This is a genomic window from uncultured Roseibium sp. (assembly GCF_947494555.1).
In the GTDB taxonomy this organism is placed as follows: domain Bacteria; phylum Pseudomonadota; class Alphaproteobacteria; order Rhizobiales; family Stappiaceae; genus Roseibium.
The window spans coordinates 166361-183861 of record NZ_CANLVF010000006.1 but is presented as its reverse complement, the minus strand read 5'-3'; the positions used below and the strand labels follow the sequence as shown (position 1 = coordinate 183861).

Sequence of the window (17501 nt, the reverse complement as noted above, 5' to 3'; positions counted from 1 at the left end):
CGTTGCCGCTTTCAGGTTCCTTCAGGTGCATATGAAAATTGTTGAAACTCGGCCGTCTTGCCGCGGCCTGTTGTGTCGAAGGCCAGCATGCCGACGAATGCACCGGTAAAGGATGCATGTTCTCCGCGGCCGCCTTCGTCTGAAATCACACTCGCATCAAGCTCCGGCCCGAACGCTGACCAGCCGGCCTTCTGTCGCCAGAAAAACTGCTGGCGCGCGCCTTTCACCTCGACGGCGAGCTCGACCGGGCCGTCCTCGATGGCGACGTGCTCTGCCGGAAAAGTCATGTTTCCGTCAGGCCAGTTCCCCGGGCAGGACATCAGCATCAGGCAGCGGCCGAGTTCCTCGGTCCGGCTGACGGCGAGGAAATGAAACTTGTGCCGATTGTAGTAGGTCGTCAGGCCCGCTGCCTGCTGATAGGTCTCAGGTTCGAAGCCTGACAGGGTCGTCTCGGCGCGGTAGTCAAGATGCTCCTGTCTGCGCGCGACCAAAGATTGTTCATACCAGCTGCCGATGCTTTCCCGGCCAATGAGGCGCAGTTCGGAACCTGTGAGCGTGAAGAGGCGTTCTGGATAAGGTGTCCTGGGCCACTGGAATTCCGGGGGCAACTCGTTGCCGACAAATATCCGGTTGGTTCTTTGCGGCGGCCTGGAGACAGCGCCGCTGAGACCCGGCACCTCGATTTGCGGCAGCGGACCGCCATTTTCAAGAAACAGCCAATCGTCGCGCCAGACGCATTTCTGGATCGCGGTTTCACGTCCGAGCGGTGAAAAACGGCCGGGAAGCGGTCGGGAACACAGATGTGTGTGATAGACCCCGCCATCAGGAGTTTCAACAATCTGACCGTGCCCGGCCCGCTGCAGTGGCCAGTCGGGAACATCCTTTGCCGTTATCAGGTGGGTATTTGGATGCAGTTCATAAGGGCCTTTGATCGACCGGGACCGCGCCATCGTAACCGCGTGATTGTAGCCCGTGCCGCCCTCGGCAACGGTGAGGTAGTACCAGCCGTTGCGTTTAAATAGATGCGGTCCCTCGGTCAGCCCGAGGTAACTTCCGGAGAAGATCTTTTCCGGCTCACCGATCAGGCCTTCCGTTTCCGACCATTCCTGAAGAAGTATGCCGTCAAATGCCGACGTGCGCGGTTTGCCGCCGACGGAACTTGAAATGTGGTTCCACTGCAGAACCAGGTACCACTTTCGGCCGTCATCGTCGTGGAAGAGCGAAGGATCGAAGCCGTGCGACGAGAGATGGACCGGATCACTCCAGGGCCCCTCGATCAATGGTGACGTCACAAGGTAATTGTGCGCGTCCTTGAAGTTGCCATCAAGGCGTTTGACGTCCGTATAGACCAGCCAGAAGCGGTTGTCCGAATAGCTGAGACACGGCGCCCATATGCCGCCGCTGTCTGGGTTGCCGCGCATGTCCAGTTGAGAAGCCCGATCCAGCGGCCGGCAGGCCAGATCCCAGTTGGCCAGGTCTTTGGACCTGTGGATCTGAACACCCGGAAACCATTCGAAGGTCGAGGTGGCGATGAAATACTCATCGTCCATCCGGCAAATCGAAGGATCCGGGTTGAAGCCAGGCAGGATCGGGTTCCGGATCATCCGCGGGACGGTCCTTGTCGTTCGGAAGAGGCTGCCCAGAGATTGACGTTTGCCTCAACCGTGGTGGTCTCGATTTCCCGCAATTCGGCTTCCGTGAACTCCATGTTGTTCACCACGGCCGCGCAATCTATCACCTGCTCCGGCCGGCTTGCGCCGATAAGCGCCGTGGTCACGCGGCCGTTGCGGAGGACCCAGGCCAAAGCCATCTGCGCAAGGCTCTGCCCGCGCCGCTCGGCAATCGCATTGAGCGACCTGATTGCATTGAGAGTTTCTTCGCTCAGAAACTCGTTCTTGAGGGATTTGCCCTGGGTCGCGCGGCTGCCGTCCGGAATGCCCTTGAGATACTTGTTCGTCAGCATCCCCTGAGCCAAAGGCGTAAAGGCGATGGATCCGATGCCGAGATCCTCGAGCGTGTCGAGAAGGCCATCTTCTTCTACCCAGCGGTTGATCATGGAGTAACTCGGCTGGTGGATCAGGCACGGCGTGCCGAGTTCCTTCAGGATCGCGGCAGCTTCCCGGGTTCTTTTGGAATTGTATGAGGATATGCCTGCATATAGCGCCTTGCCGGATCGCACGATGTGATCCAGTGCCATCATTGTTTCTTCCAATGGCGTCTCCGGATCGAACCGGTGCGAATAGAAGATATCGACATAGTCAAGGCCCATCCGCTTGAGCGACTGATCGCACGAAGCAATCAGGTACTTTCGGCTGCCCCACTCGCCATAGGGCCCGGGCCACATAAGATAACCGGCCTTGGACGAGATGATGATCTCATCCCGATAAGGCGCGAAGTCGGTTTTGAGAATGTCGCCGAAGGCTTCTTCTGCGGATCCTGGTGGTGGGCCATAGTTGTTTGCGAGGTCAAAATGGGTGATGCCGTGGTCGAACGCGGTCCGGACGATATCCCGTTTGCGCTCATGTGACGTGTCGCCACCGAAATTATGCCAGAGGCCGAGCGAGATCACCGGCAGTTTCAGGCCGGATTTCCCGCATCGGCGGTATTCCATAGTGTCATAACGAGCTTGTGCAGCTTGCCAGGTCATGATGTCTCCGATTAAGCCAGCAAATCCTGCGCCGCTTGCGGACCAAGGGCTTCAGGACGTTCGCATGTGGTGAGAATGTCCTTGTACTCACCTGCGTCGCCGGAAGCCAGAATGGATGTCATCACATCCACGACATGGAGTGAGAACTCCAGAGAGCACCGGTGCGGCCGGCCCTGCAGGATGGCAAGGGCCATGTCGGCCAGACCAGCAGTCCGGTAATTCGCATGCGACCCGTCATTCGCCACCGAGAAGGGGTGTTTCCAGTCCTCCGACACCGTTGCGAAGGCGCCTTTCTCGGTCAGCCGGATTTCTCCCCCGAAGAAATTGGGATCCGGAACGTGCAGCGTGCCGTTCTGGCCGTAAAGTTCCATGTTCGAGTGCCCATGTTGCCAGACATCCCAGCTGGCACAATAAGTCACCTGGGCACCGGAATGGAACTGCATCACCGCGTGGATCGTGGTGGGAGTCTCCACCTTGATCTTTTCACCGTGCCGCGGTTCGGAGGTAATCGTGCGGTATTCTGAACCGGATGTGCTCATTGCGGTCACGCGCTTGACCGGTCCGAGCAGCTGCATGAGATTGGAAATATAGTAGGGGCCGAGATCCAGGATCGGACCACCGCCGGGTTTGAAGAAGAAGTCCGGATTGGGATGCCACATTTCCATTCCGGGGCTTTGCACGAAACAGGTTCCGGATGTGACGAGGCCCACGGCACCTTCGTCGATCAGGTGACGGGCGAGCTGATGCGCGCCGCCCAGAAACGTATCCGGTGCGGACCCGACACGCAGCCCCTTGTCTGCTGCGAGTTTGGCAAGCGCTTGTCCTTCTTCGACGCTGAGAACGAAGGGCTTTTCCGAATAAACGTTTTTACCCGCCTCAAGGACGCTCTTTGAGACTTCAAAATGCGCGGCGGGCACAGTCAGATTGACGATGATGTCGATATCGCTTGCAGCCAAGAGGCCGTCGACCGTTTCCGCCCTCAGATTGAATTCTTCAGCGCGTGCCTTGGCCGCCTCGGCATTGAGGTCCGCGCAGGCGCGCACTTCGATGCCCTTGAACAGGGGGGCCAGACGCATGTAGGCAGCCGAAATATTTCCGCACCCAAGGATGCCGATACCAAGTTTGTCAGTCATTTTAGATCCTTAGAGCTTTTGGAACGATGTGATGGAGCGGCTCGCAAAGCGCTCGAAATCTGAGGGGTTGTCGTGTTCCATGACAAAGAGGTCGACGCCGATGTTGCGCAAGGCAGCGGTGAGACCCTGCCAGTCCATGACGCCATAACCCACATCGGCCCAGCCGTCTTCGTCGATGCATTCGTCTTGAGGGGCAATATCCTTGACGTGCGCCGTTGTGATCCGCTCGGCGTAGCGGTCGATCCATAAAAGCGGATCCTGGCCGCCTCGAACGATCCAGGCGATATCGGCTTCCCACTCGATGCTCGGCGCGCTTGCCATGATGATATCCATGGGCAGGCGGCCGTCCGAACAGGCGACAAATTCGAAATCGTGGTTGTGCCAGCCGAAGCGCAGGCCTGCCCCGCGTACTTTCTCGCCGATGTTTTCGAGTTTTTGTCCAAGCGACACCCACACATCCGGGTCGGTGGAACGTTGCTCTGGTGGTACTGCGGGCACGAACAGGCGCTCCATTCCAAGCGTTTTTGCCGTATCCAGTACTTTGCCTGTATCGTCCAGGAGCTGTTCGAACGGGAAGAAATGGCCCGACGGCATGGCAAGTCCGTGTTTGGCCAGCAAGGCTCGGAATGCTGGTGCATCCTCATAAACCGCACCGAAGCCTTCCACCTGCGTGTATCCAAGGTTTGAAAGATGTTCGAGCACAGGCTCCCACGGTGTGAAATTGCGCGCGGAGTAGAGTTGAAAAGACACATTCATGACGATTGTCCTGAAGGTTGGAGGAGGTCTGTTAGATCCGGTTTTCAGATGATTTTTCGAAGAGATTGGCTCGTGCAGAGTCAAAGCCGACGACGATGCTGTCGCCATCATGGACATTCGCTTGTCCGTCCAGGCGTACCCAAATTGACCGGCCGCCTATATCGACCCGGGCAAGCGTGTCCGATCCGAGCGGTTCCACCAGTTCGATCTGCCCGTTCAGCTTGATGGGCGCGGCTTGCGCTTCGGCTCCGGTAATCATGTGTTCCGGCCGGATTCCGAACCAGGCAGGGCCCTGGACCGGTAAGTCGTCCTGGAATTGATAACCCTCAAGCGGGAAGAGCTGATCACCGGAGGAAAAGCGCAGCCCGTCGCCGCCGACAATCTCGCCGTCAAAGAAATTCATGGTGGGTGAGCCGATGAACTCGGCGACATATTTGCTGGCCGGCCTGTTGTAGATCTCGTGCGGAGACGCCAGCTGCAGGATCTGACCGCCACGCATGATCGCAATCCGGTCGGCAAGCGTCATCGCTTCGATCTGGTCATGTGTGACATAGATCATCGTGTTGCTGAGCTTCTGGTGAAGCTGCTTGATTTCTACTCGCAGGTCAGCGCGCAGCTTTGCATCCAGGTTGGAGAGCGGCTCGTCGAACAGGAACACATCGGCGTCGCGAACAAGGGCCCGGCCGATTGCCGCACGCTGGCGCTGCCCGCCGGACAGGGCGGCAGGTTTACGCGTGAGCAGGGGTTCGATCTGGAGGACCTTCGCCGCGCGGTTAACCCGTTCCTCGATCTCGGCTTTCGGCAGTCCGGCGTTTTTCAGTCCGAAACTCAGATTTCCCGCAACAGTCATCTGGGGGTAGAGAGCATAGCTTTGAAACACCATGCCGATGCCCCGTTTGGAAGGCTCTTCCCAGGTTACGTTGCGGCCGCCGATGAAAATCTGCCCGTCGGATACGTCCAGAAGACCGGCGATGCAGTTGAGCAGGGTGGATTTGCCGCAGCCTGAAGATCCCAGCAGGACCAGGAACTCGCCCCGCCCGACATCCAGGTTGAGATCCTTCAGGACATCGAGTGATCCGAAGCTGAGGGCCAGGTTCTTGATAGAGATACTGTGATTGGTTTCCATAAGACGTCTCTTCAGCCTTTCACGGCGCCTGCGGCGATGCCGCGGACAAAGAGTTTGCCGGAGATGAAATAGATGGTGAGCGGGACGAGCCCGGTCAGGATCGTCGCGGCCATGTTGACGTTGTATTCCTTAACGCCCTGCGTGGAGTTGACGATGTTGTTGAGCTGCACGGTCATCGGGTAGAGGTCCGGCTTGGTGTAAATGACGCCGAACAGGAAGTCGTTCCAGATACCGGTGACCTGAAGGATCATTGCGACCACGAAAATCGGCAGGCTCATGGGCACCATGATCCGGAAATAGATCCCCCAGAACCCGGCGCCATCGACGCGCGCGGCCTTGAACAGCTCCTGTGGCACGGAGGCAAAATAGTTTCGGAACAGCAAGGTCAGGATCGGCATGCCGAAAATCGTGTGCACAATCACAAGCCCTGTCAGGCTGCCATAAAGGCCGACTTCCCGCAGCATGATCACGATCGGATAAATCATCACCTGGTAGGGGATGAATGCGCCGACGATCAGGATTGTGAAGAACGTTTCGGACCCTTTGAAACGCCAATTGGCGAGCGCATAGCCGTTGACGGAGGCAATTGCGATCGAGAGGATCACCGACGGCACGAGAATTCTGACCGAGTTGAAAAAACCGCGCGACAGGCCGTCGCAATTGAGACCCGTACAGGCTTCCGCCCAGGCCTTGACCCACGGCTGGAAGGTAATTTCAACGGGCGGTGAGAAGATGTTGCCAAGCCGGATTTCGGGCATGCCCTTCAGCGACGTAACGATCATAACGTATAGCGGCAGAAGGTAATAAAGCGAGACCACGATCAAAGTGCCGTAGATCATGATGTTCCGGCGCGACAGCATTTTTCGGGGTTTGCGCCCCCGCGGCCCGGTCATCTCGTGACTGACGGGAGCGAGTTCGACTTCAGCGGAGGTTTTGGTCACGTTACCCACGGCGCTTTCCTCCGAATTCAAGATAGGCCCAGGGCACCACGATGATGATTACCGTGAGCAGCATCATGGTCGAGGCGGCAAAACCCTGTCCAAGATTCTGCGACAGGAACATGGCGTCATAGACGTATTTGGCGGGCACTTCTGAAGATATGCCGGGCCCGCCGCCCGTTTGTGCGACAACCAGATCGTAAACCTTGATGATGCCGGATGCGATCAGGACGATGGCGGTTATGAAGATACCCCGCATCATCGGAATGACGATGAAGATGTAGGTCTTCCACATCGGGATGCCATCGATCTTCGCGGCCTTCCAGATATCCTCGTCGATGCCGCGTAAACCCGCCAGCATGAGGCACATGATTAGGCCCGTCCCTTGCCAGAGACCGGCAATGAGTATGCCGTAGATGACAATTTCTGGATTATAGAGCGGATCAAACGCAAAACTTTCCCAGCCGAGACTGCGTACGACCTCCTGCACGCCGAAGTCAGGATTTAGGATCCATTGCCAGGCAAGACCGGTCACGATGAAACTCAGCGCGAACGGGTAGAGCAGGATCGTTCGGAACGTGTCTTCAAAGCGGATCTTCTGGTCAAGCAGAGCTGCAAGCAGGAAGCCTATGAGGAGCGAAAAGACCAGCGAGAACGCACCGTAGATCGCCAGATTCTCGATGGATATCAACCATTTGCTGCTATTCCAGAGACGATCGTACTGCGCAAAACCGACAAATTTCTCTCTCGGAAGCAGCTTGGAATTCGTGAACGAATAAACCACTGTCCAGGCCGTTCCGCCGATGAAGACGACGAGAGCGGTTGTGATCATCGGCAGCGCCGCCACTTTGGCGCTTATGTTCTTGTGCCACCTAGATGGACCTGTTGCTGCGGCCATGTCCTAGAGCCTTTTTGAATAAACTTCCGGCATGCACCCGGAGTTCCCTGCGCGCATTTCTGCGCGCAGGGCTGGAGGACGCCGCCCGGGCGTAAGTTGACGACGACGGTCCGGGCGGCGGAGGGTGACGGGATCAGTCCGCGCTGCTGATGATCGACGCGAATTGCTTCTGTGCGTCTTCGGCGGACATTTCCGGATTGTTGAAGAACTCGACAAACAGATCGTTGACCTGCGTCAGGCTGTCGGCGGACATGAGCTGGTCCGGGCCCTGGATGATGTCACCTTTGGCCAGGATATCGAGGCCCTTGCGCATGCAGTCATTCGCAGCTGAAAGGTCCACGTCTCCGCGCACAGGCAGAGATCCTTTTTTCAGGTTGAACGCCACTTGCGTTGCTGGAGCCATCATGACCTTGGCGAGTTCGCCCTGTGCTGCCGTGATTGCTTCGTCATCCACCTTCGGGAAGTAGAACGCATCTCCGCCCGTCTGGATTACTTCATTGACGCCGAGGCCCGGCAGACAGGTGTAGTCTTTGCCGGCGACCTGTTCTGCGACCTGGAATTCGCCCTGCGCCCAGTCACCCATGATCTGGCCTCCGGCCTTTCCGGTGATGACGAGGTTCGTTGCATCGTTCCAGGCCTGGACATTGGAATCCTTGGCAAGATCCCGGGCCGTTGCAGCAGCTTCAAAGACTTTCGCCATTTCTGGTCCGCCGGCAACGTCAGCATCCTTGTCACCAAAAACTTTTGTGTAGGTTTCAGGACCCGCCAGGGCGGTCAGGAGCGTTTGAAACGCCAGTGTTGTTTGCCAGGGCTGCTGACCCATTGCCAGCGGCACGATGCCGGCCTCCTGAAGCTTCGGGGCAGCGGCGACAAATTCGTCCCAGTTGGTGGGTACGGCCAGACCGTTGTCCTCGAATGCGGCATTGTTGATCCAGAGCCATTGTGGCGAATGGATGTTGACCGGCACGCAGTAGATTCTGCCGTCCAGAGTGCAGCTGTCGAGCAAAGACGACGGGAAGACGAGTTCCTTCCAGTTACCTTCCTCGGCAATGTCCGTGAGATCGCGCATGAGCCCGGCTTCAACCAGTTCCTCTGCCTGGCGGCCATGGTTGAACTGGGTGGCGCCCATAGGGTCGCCGCCCGTGATGCGGCTGATCATGATCGGACGTGCCGTTCCGCCGGAGCCGGCGATTGCGCCGTCAACCCACTTGTTGCCCGTTGCATCAAACGCCTTTGCGAATTCTGCAACAGCGGCAGCCTCGCCGCCCGAAGTCCACCAATGGGTAACTTCAAGGTCAGTTGCGTTTGCGGCCGTTGCAGCACAAAGAGCCGTGGATGCAGCAAAAACTACGCGTAATGATTTCATTTTATCCTCCCATCGAACACCACGTGTCCGATTGTCCTCTGAATGTGGCTTTCACCTCACTTTGTAATCGATTACATATTGTAGTATCATTGATGTAATCGATTACATTTATCATTCTAGGGAAATGGCTCTGTGTCAACCCGGAATGTGGTCAAAGGCAAAACAAACTTCCGGAGATGGCATTGGTCCAGAAAAATGCGCGCATTCTTGATGTCGCCCGGGCAGCGGGTGTTTCAACGGCAACTGTCAGCCGCGCACTCAGCAATCCAGACCTCTTGACGGAGGCGACCCGCGAAAGCGTCCTTGCAGCCATCCGGTCCACCGGCTATCGCGTGAACAAGGCGGCGCGGACATTGAGGACTCGCCAGGCGGGAGCGGTGCTGGTGCTCGTTCCCAATCTTGGAAACCCGTTTTTTTCCAAGATACTTGCAGGCATCAGCGAGCGGTTTGGAGATGAGGACACGTCCGTGCTGATTGCGGACACAAAGGATCATGCAACAACCGGCAAGTACCTCGTGGATTACTTCCTCGATTCCCAGATCGACGGCCTGATTTGCCTTGATGGCGCGCTTTCAGAAAACGAGTTGCAACAGTTCCGTGAAAACGGGGTCGCTGACAAGATCGTGTTTGCTTGTGAATGGGTGCACAATGCCCAGCTACCCTCTGTTAGAAGCGACAACATCCAGGGCGCCCGGCTTGCCGTGCGACATCTTTATGAACTTGGTCACACAAAGATCGCTCATGTAACGGGACCCTCCGACAATGTTCTCACGCATGCGCGCCGGGAGGGAATGTTGGAAGAGCGCGGCCGGCTTGGTCTGCCGTCGCGCGATGAGTGGATTATCCGGGGCGATTTTTCCCTTGAATCCGGCCGAATTGCTGCAACAAAGATACTGGGCATGCAGCATCGTCCAACGGCGGTTTTCTGTGCTTCGGATCAGGTGGCCTTTGGACTCATGTCCACTTTGACCGCGGGTGGTCTGAGGGTGCCTGAGGACATTTCCGTAGTGGGATTCGACGACATTGAGCTGTCCGATTTTTACGTCCCGTCCCTGACCACCATTCGGCAGGACAGACACGCCCTTGGAACCAAGGCAGCCGCTTTGCTGCTGGAGTGTATCGATCTGAACAAGAGCGCGAAGACAGCAACGGACACGCCCGTATTTGTCGATGTTGAACTTGTCGTTCGTCAGAGCTCTGCTCCGCCAACGTCATAATAAAACTTGTGTAGCGGATAACAGCCTCCGGTTGTTCCAGTTTCATGGAAAAATCCCGAAAGTGAACCTGAACTGCAAGTCGTTGCAATTATTGAGTTGTCGGGCAGATTTTGCCGCAGTTTTTATTGAGTAATTCAGCCTTTCTCAAAAAATTCCAGCGAATCCGGGAAGCCCAGGTGACTTTCCTGATTGCATTTTGCGATCTGGAATAGGAAAAAATTACCTTTGGGAAGATGTCGTGCAAAGTTAAGTTGTAATCAAGTTGTAACAACATACGTATTTATTGCATTCATTAATTCTTACAACATGTTAATTGTAAAAAATATCGGTACTTTAGTTTTTAATTAACTTGAAGATGGCACTTTGATTGTCAAAATAAACATGGGTGGTCGTAATGCGTACCTTTGCATTTGGCTTGGCATTGTCGCTAGGCGTCATTTTCTCTCAAACAAGTTCTGCCTCCGCTGATTCCACACTGAATGTGGTTGGAACGGGGGATGGCCTGGAGATGCTCCGCGAAATCGGAGAGGGTTTTCAGTCAGCTCATCCGGGCATCGAACTTTCCATTCCTCCCAGCATCGGCTCCGGTGGCGGGATTGCTGCTGTAAGTTCCGGAGCCGAGCGGCTCGGCAGGGTGGCCAGACCCCTGAAGGACAGCGAAGTTGCCTTTGGCCTGGTTTATCTGCCGATTGCAAAAATCCCGAGCGCGATCTTTGCGCATCCCTCGACTGGCATAACCTCTGTTTCGAGCGAAGATCTGGTGAAACTGTTCACCGGTGAGATCAGCAACTGGTCCGATCTTGGTGGCGCTGACATGCGTGTGAAACTTGTTCGGCGCGAAGATGCCGACAGCACTCTCCAGGTTTTGCGTTCCTCCATGCCGGGCTGGAAACAGTTGAAGTTTTCCCCCCGTTCGAAAACGGCTGTCACGACCCAAGAAGCTATCAACACGGCCAAGGACGTAAAGGGCGCGATTGCGTTCGGTCCCTATTCGAAACCTCTCGAAGATGGATTGTCTGTGCTCAAAGTCGACGGAAATCACCCGACAGACGCAGGCTATCCAAGCGCGGTCACTTTGGCACTCATCTACAAGGAGGGGACGATGGATGGCCCGATGGAAGCCTTTATCGACTTCAGCCGGTCGGATGGCGCAAGTGAACTGATCGAGAATTTTGGCGGCGTTCCGGTAGAAAAATAGTGCACTGACCAAATGATACGTCACTCATCCCTTCTCTGGCATTATACATATGGCGCTGTTTTCACAGCGCTATGTGCCTTTGCTGGCTTGATCGGACTGGTCGCGTATCAGTTGGAAGACAGCATGGCGCGGCAGCAAAGCGAGTTGCTTCAGCTATCGCAATCCAGAGTGCTTGAGACGTTGCGGGCAGATGTAAAGCTGGCAGGCAAGCGGCTCGAGTTTCTTTTCGAAGATCGTGTCAGACGGGTTAGTGCAATTGCCGCAGACCCGAATATCGCAAAGGCCATCGAGTCTCGAAACAACGTCGCCATGTCCGAGTTGCTCGGACCTTTTGCTGCGTTGGACGATATCGACGGGATTGTCGTTCTCGACGACAGGGGCCGCATCGTCGGGTCTTCATCCTATGACACCGACATCGTTGCTCTTGGTTCCGAACTCCCGAAACTCGGCTTTTATGAAGATGTTGCGCGTTCCTTGCGCGACAGTATGCCCGATAAGCCTCTGATCTTTAACGGGATCCTGCCTGAGGAAGAGTCCCGGGTATTCGTCCCGGGCAAGAACGTGAACGCCGTTTCGCAGGTCATGTTCGTTCCTGTCTTCGACGATTTCGGTTATGTGGTCGGCGGATTGATGGCGCAGCGCTGGTTGCGGGAATACGAACCGATGCTGACTGATCTCGCCGATATCAACTCATTCGGGCTGGTGATTGTTCACGACAATGAGATCATTTCCAGAGCAAGTTTCGACGGATCGATCGAAGATACCCAGGCTTCTGACGGGGCTCCCTATATCACGGCCAGCGGAAGCCACGTGATCAAATGCGGCATGCCGATCGCTCCCTTGTCGATATGCGCCCTCTTGCCAATCGAGCAACTTACCGAAACGCAGAGCGAGCTTACCCGGATTGGTACGGAAGAAGAGTCCAAACTGCTGAAGCGGCTGTTTTTGTTCGGATTGCTTGCTCTCGCCGCATTTGCCAGCGTTGCATTTCTTCTCTCACGGCAGATCACGCGGCCGCTGACCAAGATCACGAGGGTATTGTCGGGCATCGCGGCCGGCGATTTCGAAAACCGAGTAGCCGGCACTGAACGTCTCGATGAGGTAGGCGACATCGCCAGATCCGTCGTGTCGCTGCAAAGATCGGTCAAGGAACGCGACGCCCTTCGGGTAAGGGTGCACGAAAAGAACACTATCCTGAGGTCCCAGGAAGCGAAGCTGCGTGAGCAGAATGTTCTGTTTGACGCCGCTTTGAACAATATGTCCCACGGGCTTTGCATGTTCGATTCGAGGGGAAAGCTCATCGTTTCGAACCAGCGGTACGCCGAGTTGTTCGAACTCAGCGACGAGACCATACGCCCCGGCATGTCCTCAGCGGACATTGCGGACGTGCTCGATGTCGAACTGGTGGAAACCGAAGTAACGGCCGCCAAGGAGATGAGCGTGCCATTCGCACGGACAAAAGGCGGTCAACAAAGCACGGAAATGGTCAGGATCCGTTCAGGCAGGATCGTGCTGACGACCCGTCAGCCGCTTTGCGATGGCGGCTGGGTTGCGATCTCCGAGGACATCACCGAACGGCAGGAAGCGCGCGACCGGTTGGCATTCCTCGCGCGGCACGACATGCTGACCCAGTTGCCCAACCGGATAGAATTCCGGGATCAGTTGGAAGCGTTGCTGAAACGGCAGAAGTCCCAGGGCGGCGAATTCGGTATCTTGTGCCTGGATCTTGATGAATTCAAAACGGTCAACGATTCCCTTGGCCATCCAATTGGTGACGAGCTGCTGCGCCAGGTCGCCGAGCGGTTGAAGGACCTGATCAGTGAAAGAGAACTGGTCGTGCGTCTTGGCGGCGACGAGTTCGCGATCCTGACGGACCTTCCGGTGAGCGTTTATGCGGTGGACGAACTGGCACAATCGGTCATTTGGGAACTGTCCAAACCGTTCCAGATTGCAGACCATGAAATCGTCATCGGGGTGAGTGTCGGTATCACGCTTTCGCACGGGGCGGATGTTGCCGGCGATGACCTCTTCAAACAGGCCGATCTTGCGCTTTATCAGGCCAAGGAAGACGGACGCAACACGCATCGGTTCTTCGAGTCTGACATGGGAACTGCGGTCAATGAGCGCCGTGAATTGATTACGGATCTGCGCCACGCGATCGCGAACGACGAACTGGAGCTCTATTTCCAGCCGCAATATTCGCTCGCCAGCAACGCAATTACCGGGTTTGAAGCGCTCGTACGCTGGAACCACCCCAAGCGTGGCATGGTTCCTCCCATGGAATTCATTCCGCTTGCAGAAGACACCGGCCTGATCGTTCCGCTCGGAGAATGGGTCCTGAACGAAGCCTGCCGCAGGGCTTCTGAATGGCCGGATCATTTACGCGTTGCCGTCAACCTTTCGCCCCGCCAGTTGCGCGGTCATGGCTTTGGCCCGGTTCTCATAAGCGCACTTTCCAAATCGGACTTCAGGGCGGACCGCCTTGAACTGGAGGTCACGGAAAGCGTCCTGCTCATAGAGTCTGAAGAGATCCTTGATGCCTTGCACCAGGCCAAAACGCTGGGGGTCAAGATTTCGATGGACGACTTTGGAACCGGATACTCATCGCTGAGTTATTTGCGCAGATTCCCGTTCGACAAAATCAAGATCGATCAGTCATTCGTCCGGTCGATGGCCTATTCGGACGAATCCGTTTCGATCGTCAAGGCCGTGATCGATCTTGCGAAAAACCTCGATATGACTACCACTGCCGAGGGTGTCGAAACCGAGCTTCTGCTGGAGATGCTCAAAGATATCGGGTGTACCGACGCGCAGGGATACTTCCTCGGGCATCCCATGCCGGTGTCTCAATTGGATGAACTTCTCTTTGAATGCCAGCCCCCGCTGACGGCAGCTGCGCAATAACCAGCCTCTGCGAAAACCGGCACTCGGTACTTACCGCGCTGCGGCAGTCACGAAAGGCGTTTTTGCCTTGCGAATGAGGCTGGTGGCGAGGCTCTTCAATCCCGAAGTCTCTTCAGCCACATAGAACGGATCCGCGTAGAACGTCGCGCCGGCCTGGCGCGCAACCTCCCGCGTCGCTTCCACATGGGAAGGTGCTCCGGCCGAATAGATGACGTGATCTGGTGTCAGCTCGCCAAGGAGTTCACAGGGGCGTGCAGTCAGGACCGTATCGTCGTCGCCGTCGCTTGCCGTCAACGTGATCGGTACGCCGCGATTCTGAAGCCAGCGCACGGCATCGCGCATGTAGAGACCGTCCCGTGTTCTTGAGCCGACAACGAGCCTGATCGGCCGATCAGGCTGACCCAGGATGGCTGCGACCGCGATTGACCAGATGGGAGCAAAACCGGTACCGGTCGACGTCAGGACGATGGGTTCGCTCTGTCTGCGCAAAAACCCGTTTCCGAAGGGGCCGCGTAGTTTCACAGGGTGACCGACACCGATTTCGGATCCGAGTTTGGAAGACACGATGCTGTTCGGATAGACCTTGATGTGAAAGACGATCACGTTTTGCTCTGCATCGAGATTAAGAGGTGTCGTGGGGCTGTAGTCCCTTGCCGGATATCCGTTGAACGTGGCGCGAAGGTATTGTCCCGGCAGCCATGTTACAGGCTTTGTGGTCCGGATGCGGACTTCCAGATAATCGTCTTTGATCTTCCGGATGCCGTCCACCGTGCCTTTCAGGGTTTTCACGAGCGGAACAGGGTCGTAGGAGATTTCCGCGTCACCCTCGAGCACCGCGAGGCAGCCGAGCACGGTACTCTTTTCGTCTGTGCCGAGCGCATCGACCTTTCCGTTCAGCACACGAACTCTGCAGGTTTCGCACTGTCCTGAACAGCAGTCATGCGGCAAGACCAGTCTTCCGCCAAGCCCCGCATCGATGAGGGTATCGCCAACATTTGCCTTGATTTTCTTACCGTTGATCGTAACCGTGCAGGTGCTCTTCGACATGGTTTTTGTCCGTGATGGTGCGTTGCATTGTCAGTTGAGTGTCAGGCGAACGGGACGCGAATGCCGTGTGTGGCGGGTCTGGTTGTGATCGAAGACGGACACCCACACAAAGAGGCCGTCCTCCATCGGCAGATCTTGATGGTTCCCGGTGTTCATGTCCCGAACCACTTCAAGCGTCCAGTAACCGTCCTCCCATTTCGCGCCGCCGTTCAGGTCGGCTCGGCTGCCAAGATATTCGCCGGTAATCAGGACGCCAGGAATGACAGTTCCGACCGGGATCTCGCTGTCTTTTTCCGCGGAATAGGGAACGCTCTCATCATCGAACATCCACCATTGCGAGCCTTCGTCGTCGGTTGCTTCAATGGACATGTCAACGTTTCCCATCAGGGATGCCGTTTTGACATGGTCCGCGGGAAGACGGAGGACGTCGACCGTTCCGCCGTAATCCGATCCTGACTGCTTCTTATAGTTATAGACATAGAAGGACTTGCCTTCGTCGGCGCCGTATCCGGCACTGTAACGCTTGGTTCCGGCAGCCTGGGCTTCGCTCGGCTCCAAGGGCGTGCCGAACCACATGTCGTCCACCTTGCCAAGCATGCCGCCGCGGGCGGCCTTCCACTGCCAGACGTCAATCAGACTGCCATCCGTCGTGTAATGCAGGCCGCGTCCGTGAAGCGAAGGTGGTTTGTCACCCAGTGGTTTCGGACCCATGTGGGTCGAGTCACCGCCGCCAAACGCATCCGTTTTGGAAAATGCGACAGAAAACTTGTCCTCGTAGTAGGCGGTTTCGTCCGAAATATCGGCCCGGTTGTTGAGCATCCGCCAGCCGTCTTCGGATTTCACGAGCGGATGGCGCTTCAAGGAGCGGTTGCTGTCGTCCCAACGGAATGCGAATGCGATCTTGTCGCCGATCTGCGCTGCACGGACCTCCACGGTCGACTCTCCCGTGCCGCTCAAACCGGACCCCTGATTGGTCCGCACAAAGACGGGACGTGCATCCTGCCAGGCGGCGTCGTCAAGAACGCCGTCCAGTTTTGGAAGCGCAGAGGCCTGAGACACGACAAGATCGTCACGCGTGCCGAAATCAAGCAGGAGCGCACCCGCGATGACAACGGCCCCGAGTGCGGCCGACTTTGCGAGCGGGTACTTTCCCATCCCCGGGAATTGACGAAGCGGCTGGGGCCGGAACAGGCGGAGCAATTGCGCAAGCCCGCCGTAGAAGTAGTGCAGAACAACGTGCGCAACGATGTAGCCCAGAACGGTGAGCGCTGACACATAATGCACCGTCACCCAGAGGCCGCCATGCCCGAGATAGAGCAGAACACCGGTTGCGGTCAGAACAAGGACCGCAGCGAACAGGATCCAATAGGCAATGACATTGACTGCAGCGATACGCAGCTTGTTGCTCGCCGGCAGTGACAGGACCACAATTTTTTTCGAGGAGACACGCCGCTTCAACCGGGCGGCGGACATATAGGCTGCATAAGCGAAAATCAGGGCCAGAACGAAAACTGCGGACAGATAGTGCCAGGTCCAGATTTCGCCCTGTGGCAGGATTGGCTCGAAAAGCTTGGCGAACCACGAATTTTCTGCATCCGCGGACAACCGAAGGCCGGTAACCAGGCTGGTGACGATTGCAATCACCAGTGTCCAATGAAGCAGGATGGTCCCAAGGTCGCTTCGCACCACCGGCTTCGGCGCTTCTGGCGAGCCGGAAGCGGGTCGGGTCTTGTCTTGACGGGTGCTGGATGCAGTACGATCAGCTGAATTTGGCGGTGGCGTGAGTTCAAGAGAGTGATCAGTCACATGGTCCGTCAAATTGCCCTCCACACGCACCAATAGCAAAAACCAAGAAAGTGTCCCAGTTATTGCATAAAATTGTTTGGAATTTGAATTGTTAAGTTAACAAAACATCAACGCAGCAAAAAATAAATAGAAAATTGTACAAAATGCCCAGTTAAATGATGGATTGTGGTTAATGAGTGCATTGTTCAATGTAAAAATTTACGTATGGGAAGATATAACCAATAATTGTAAGCTGGGTTGTATTTTTTGCAGCTGTTTTGCTCTTTCAAACTGATTACAGATACTTTTTACCGTGTTCGATTGCGCATGTGGATGAGCAAAATTCGCTTTCATCCTAGACGCATAGACTCTCCTGAAACATTCACGCACACCCCGGGAGCTCAAAAGCATCCCTCTATTCGAACAGGAGCTAGACTGGGTCAGCTCTGTAAGCTGCAAATCAAGTCATGCCCAGGTACACTTGAT

General features: G+C 56.2%; 13 protein-coding genes. 3 read left to right on the top strand and 10 right to left on the bottom strand.

The features are described from left to right. Positions 1–11: 11 nt before the first annotated feature. The 8 genes from Q0915_RS25805 to Q0915_RS25770 all read right to left on the bottom strand — a co-directional run bounded on the left by Q0915_RS25805 (position 12) and on the right by Q0915_RS25770 (position 8864). On the bottom strand, positions 12–1604 hold the full coding sequence (locus Q0915_RS25805; RefSeq protein ID WP_299483608.1) for a glycoside hydrolase family 43 protein: 1593 nt from the start codon (positions 1602–1604) through the stop codon (positions 12–14). Beyond that, the gene (gene mgrA / locus Q0915_RS25800; protein WP_299483607.1) at positions 1601–2647 is read right to left on the bottom strand and encodes an L-glyceraldehyde 3-phosphate reductase; all 1047 of its coding nucleotides are present in this window, start codon (positions 2645–2647) and stop codon (positions 1601–1603) included. Before mgrA ends, Q0915_RS25805 begins: the two co-directional genes overlap by 4 nt. Before the next feature lie 11 nt (positions 2648–2658). Then, positions 2659–3780 carry a Gfo/Idh/MocA family oxidoreductase gene (locus Q0915_RS25795; RefSeq protein WP_299483606.1) on the bottom strand — a complete coding sequence of 374 codons (1122 nt, stop codon included), beginning with the start codon at positions 3778–3780 and terminating at the stop codon, positions 2659–2661. A 9-nt stretch (positions 3781–3789) separates the two neighbouring features. Then, a complete protein-coding gene (locus tag Q0915_RS25790; RefSeq protein ID WP_299483605.1) occupies positions 3790–4536 on the bottom strand; it encodes a sugar phosphate isomerase/epimerase in 747 nt (248 codons plus the stop codon). 31 nt (positions 4537–4567) lie between these two features. Further along, complete coding sequence (locus Q0915_RS25785) at positions 4568–5662, bottom strand: ABC transporter ATP-binding protein (protein WP_299483604.1); 1095 nt, start codon at positions 5660–5662, stop codon at positions 4568–4570. Between the two features lie 11 nt (positions 5663–5673). Beyond that, on the bottom strand, positions 5674–6555 hold the full coding sequence (locus tag Q0915_RS25780; protein ID WP_299483843.1) for a carbohydrate ABC transporter permease: 882 nt from the start codon (positions 6553–6555) through the stop codon (positions 5674–5676). Between the two features lie 49 nt (positions 6556–6604). Continuing rightward, entirely contained in the window at positions 6605–7498 is an 894-nt protein-coding gene (locus tag Q0915_RS25775; RefSeq protein ID WP_299483603.1) for a sugar ABC transporter permease, read from the bottom strand. A gap of 133 nt (positions 7499–7631) precedes the next feature. After that, on the bottom strand, positions 7632–8864 hold the full coding sequence (locus tag Q0915_RS25770; protein WP_299483602.1) for an ABC transporter substrate-binding protein: 1233 nt from the start codon (positions 8862–8864) through the stop codon (positions 7632–7634). Positions 8865–9046: 182 nt separating this feature from the next. Here Q0915_RS25770 and Q0915_RS25765 point away from each other — a divergent pair, with 182 nt between their 5' ends. The 3 genes from Q0915_RS25765 to Q0915_RS25755 all read left to right on the top strand — a co-directional run bounded on the left by Q0915_RS25765 (position 9047) and on the right by Q0915_RS25755 (position 14183). Further along, the gene (locus Q0915_RS25765) at positions 9047–10081 is read left to right on the top strand and encodes a LacI family DNA-binding transcriptional regulator (RefSeq protein WP_299483601.1); all 1035 of its coding nucleotides are present in this window, start codon (positions 9047–9049) and stop codon (positions 10079–10081) included. A gap of 394 nt (positions 10082–10475) precedes the next feature. Further along, positions 10476–11279: a substrate-binding domain-containing protein gene (locus Q0915_RS25760; protein ID WP_299483600.1), complete on the top strand. Its 804-nt coding sequence runs from the start codon at positions 10476–10478 to the stop codon at positions 11277–11279. Between the two features lie 12 nt (positions 11280–11291). Beyond that, positions 11292–14183 carry an EAL domain-containing protein gene (locus Q0915_RS25755; RefSeq protein WP_299483599.1) on the top strand — a complete coding sequence of 964 codons (2892 nt, stop codon included), beginning with the start codon at positions 11292–11294 and terminating at the stop codon, positions 14181–14183. Positions 14184–14213: 30 nt separating this feature from the next. Here the strand turns inward: Q0915_RS25755 and Q0915_RS25750 are convergent, their stop codons facing one another. Together Q0915_RS25750 and Q0915_RS25745 are read right to left on the bottom strand one after the other, a co-directional pair. Then, complete coding sequence (locus tag Q0915_RS25750) at positions 14214–15230, bottom strand: 2Fe-2S iron-sulfur cluster-binding protein (protein WP_299483598.1); 1017 nt, start codon at positions 15228–15230, stop codon at positions 14214–14216. Positions 15231–15260: 30 nt separating this feature from the next. Further along, on the bottom strand, positions 15261–17048 hold the full coding sequence (locus tag Q0915_RS25745; RefSeq protein WP_299483597.1) for an ethylbenzene dehydrogenase-related protein: 1788 nt from the start codon (positions 17046–17048) through the stop codon (positions 15261–15263). Positions 17049–17501: the final 453 nt, after the last annotated feature.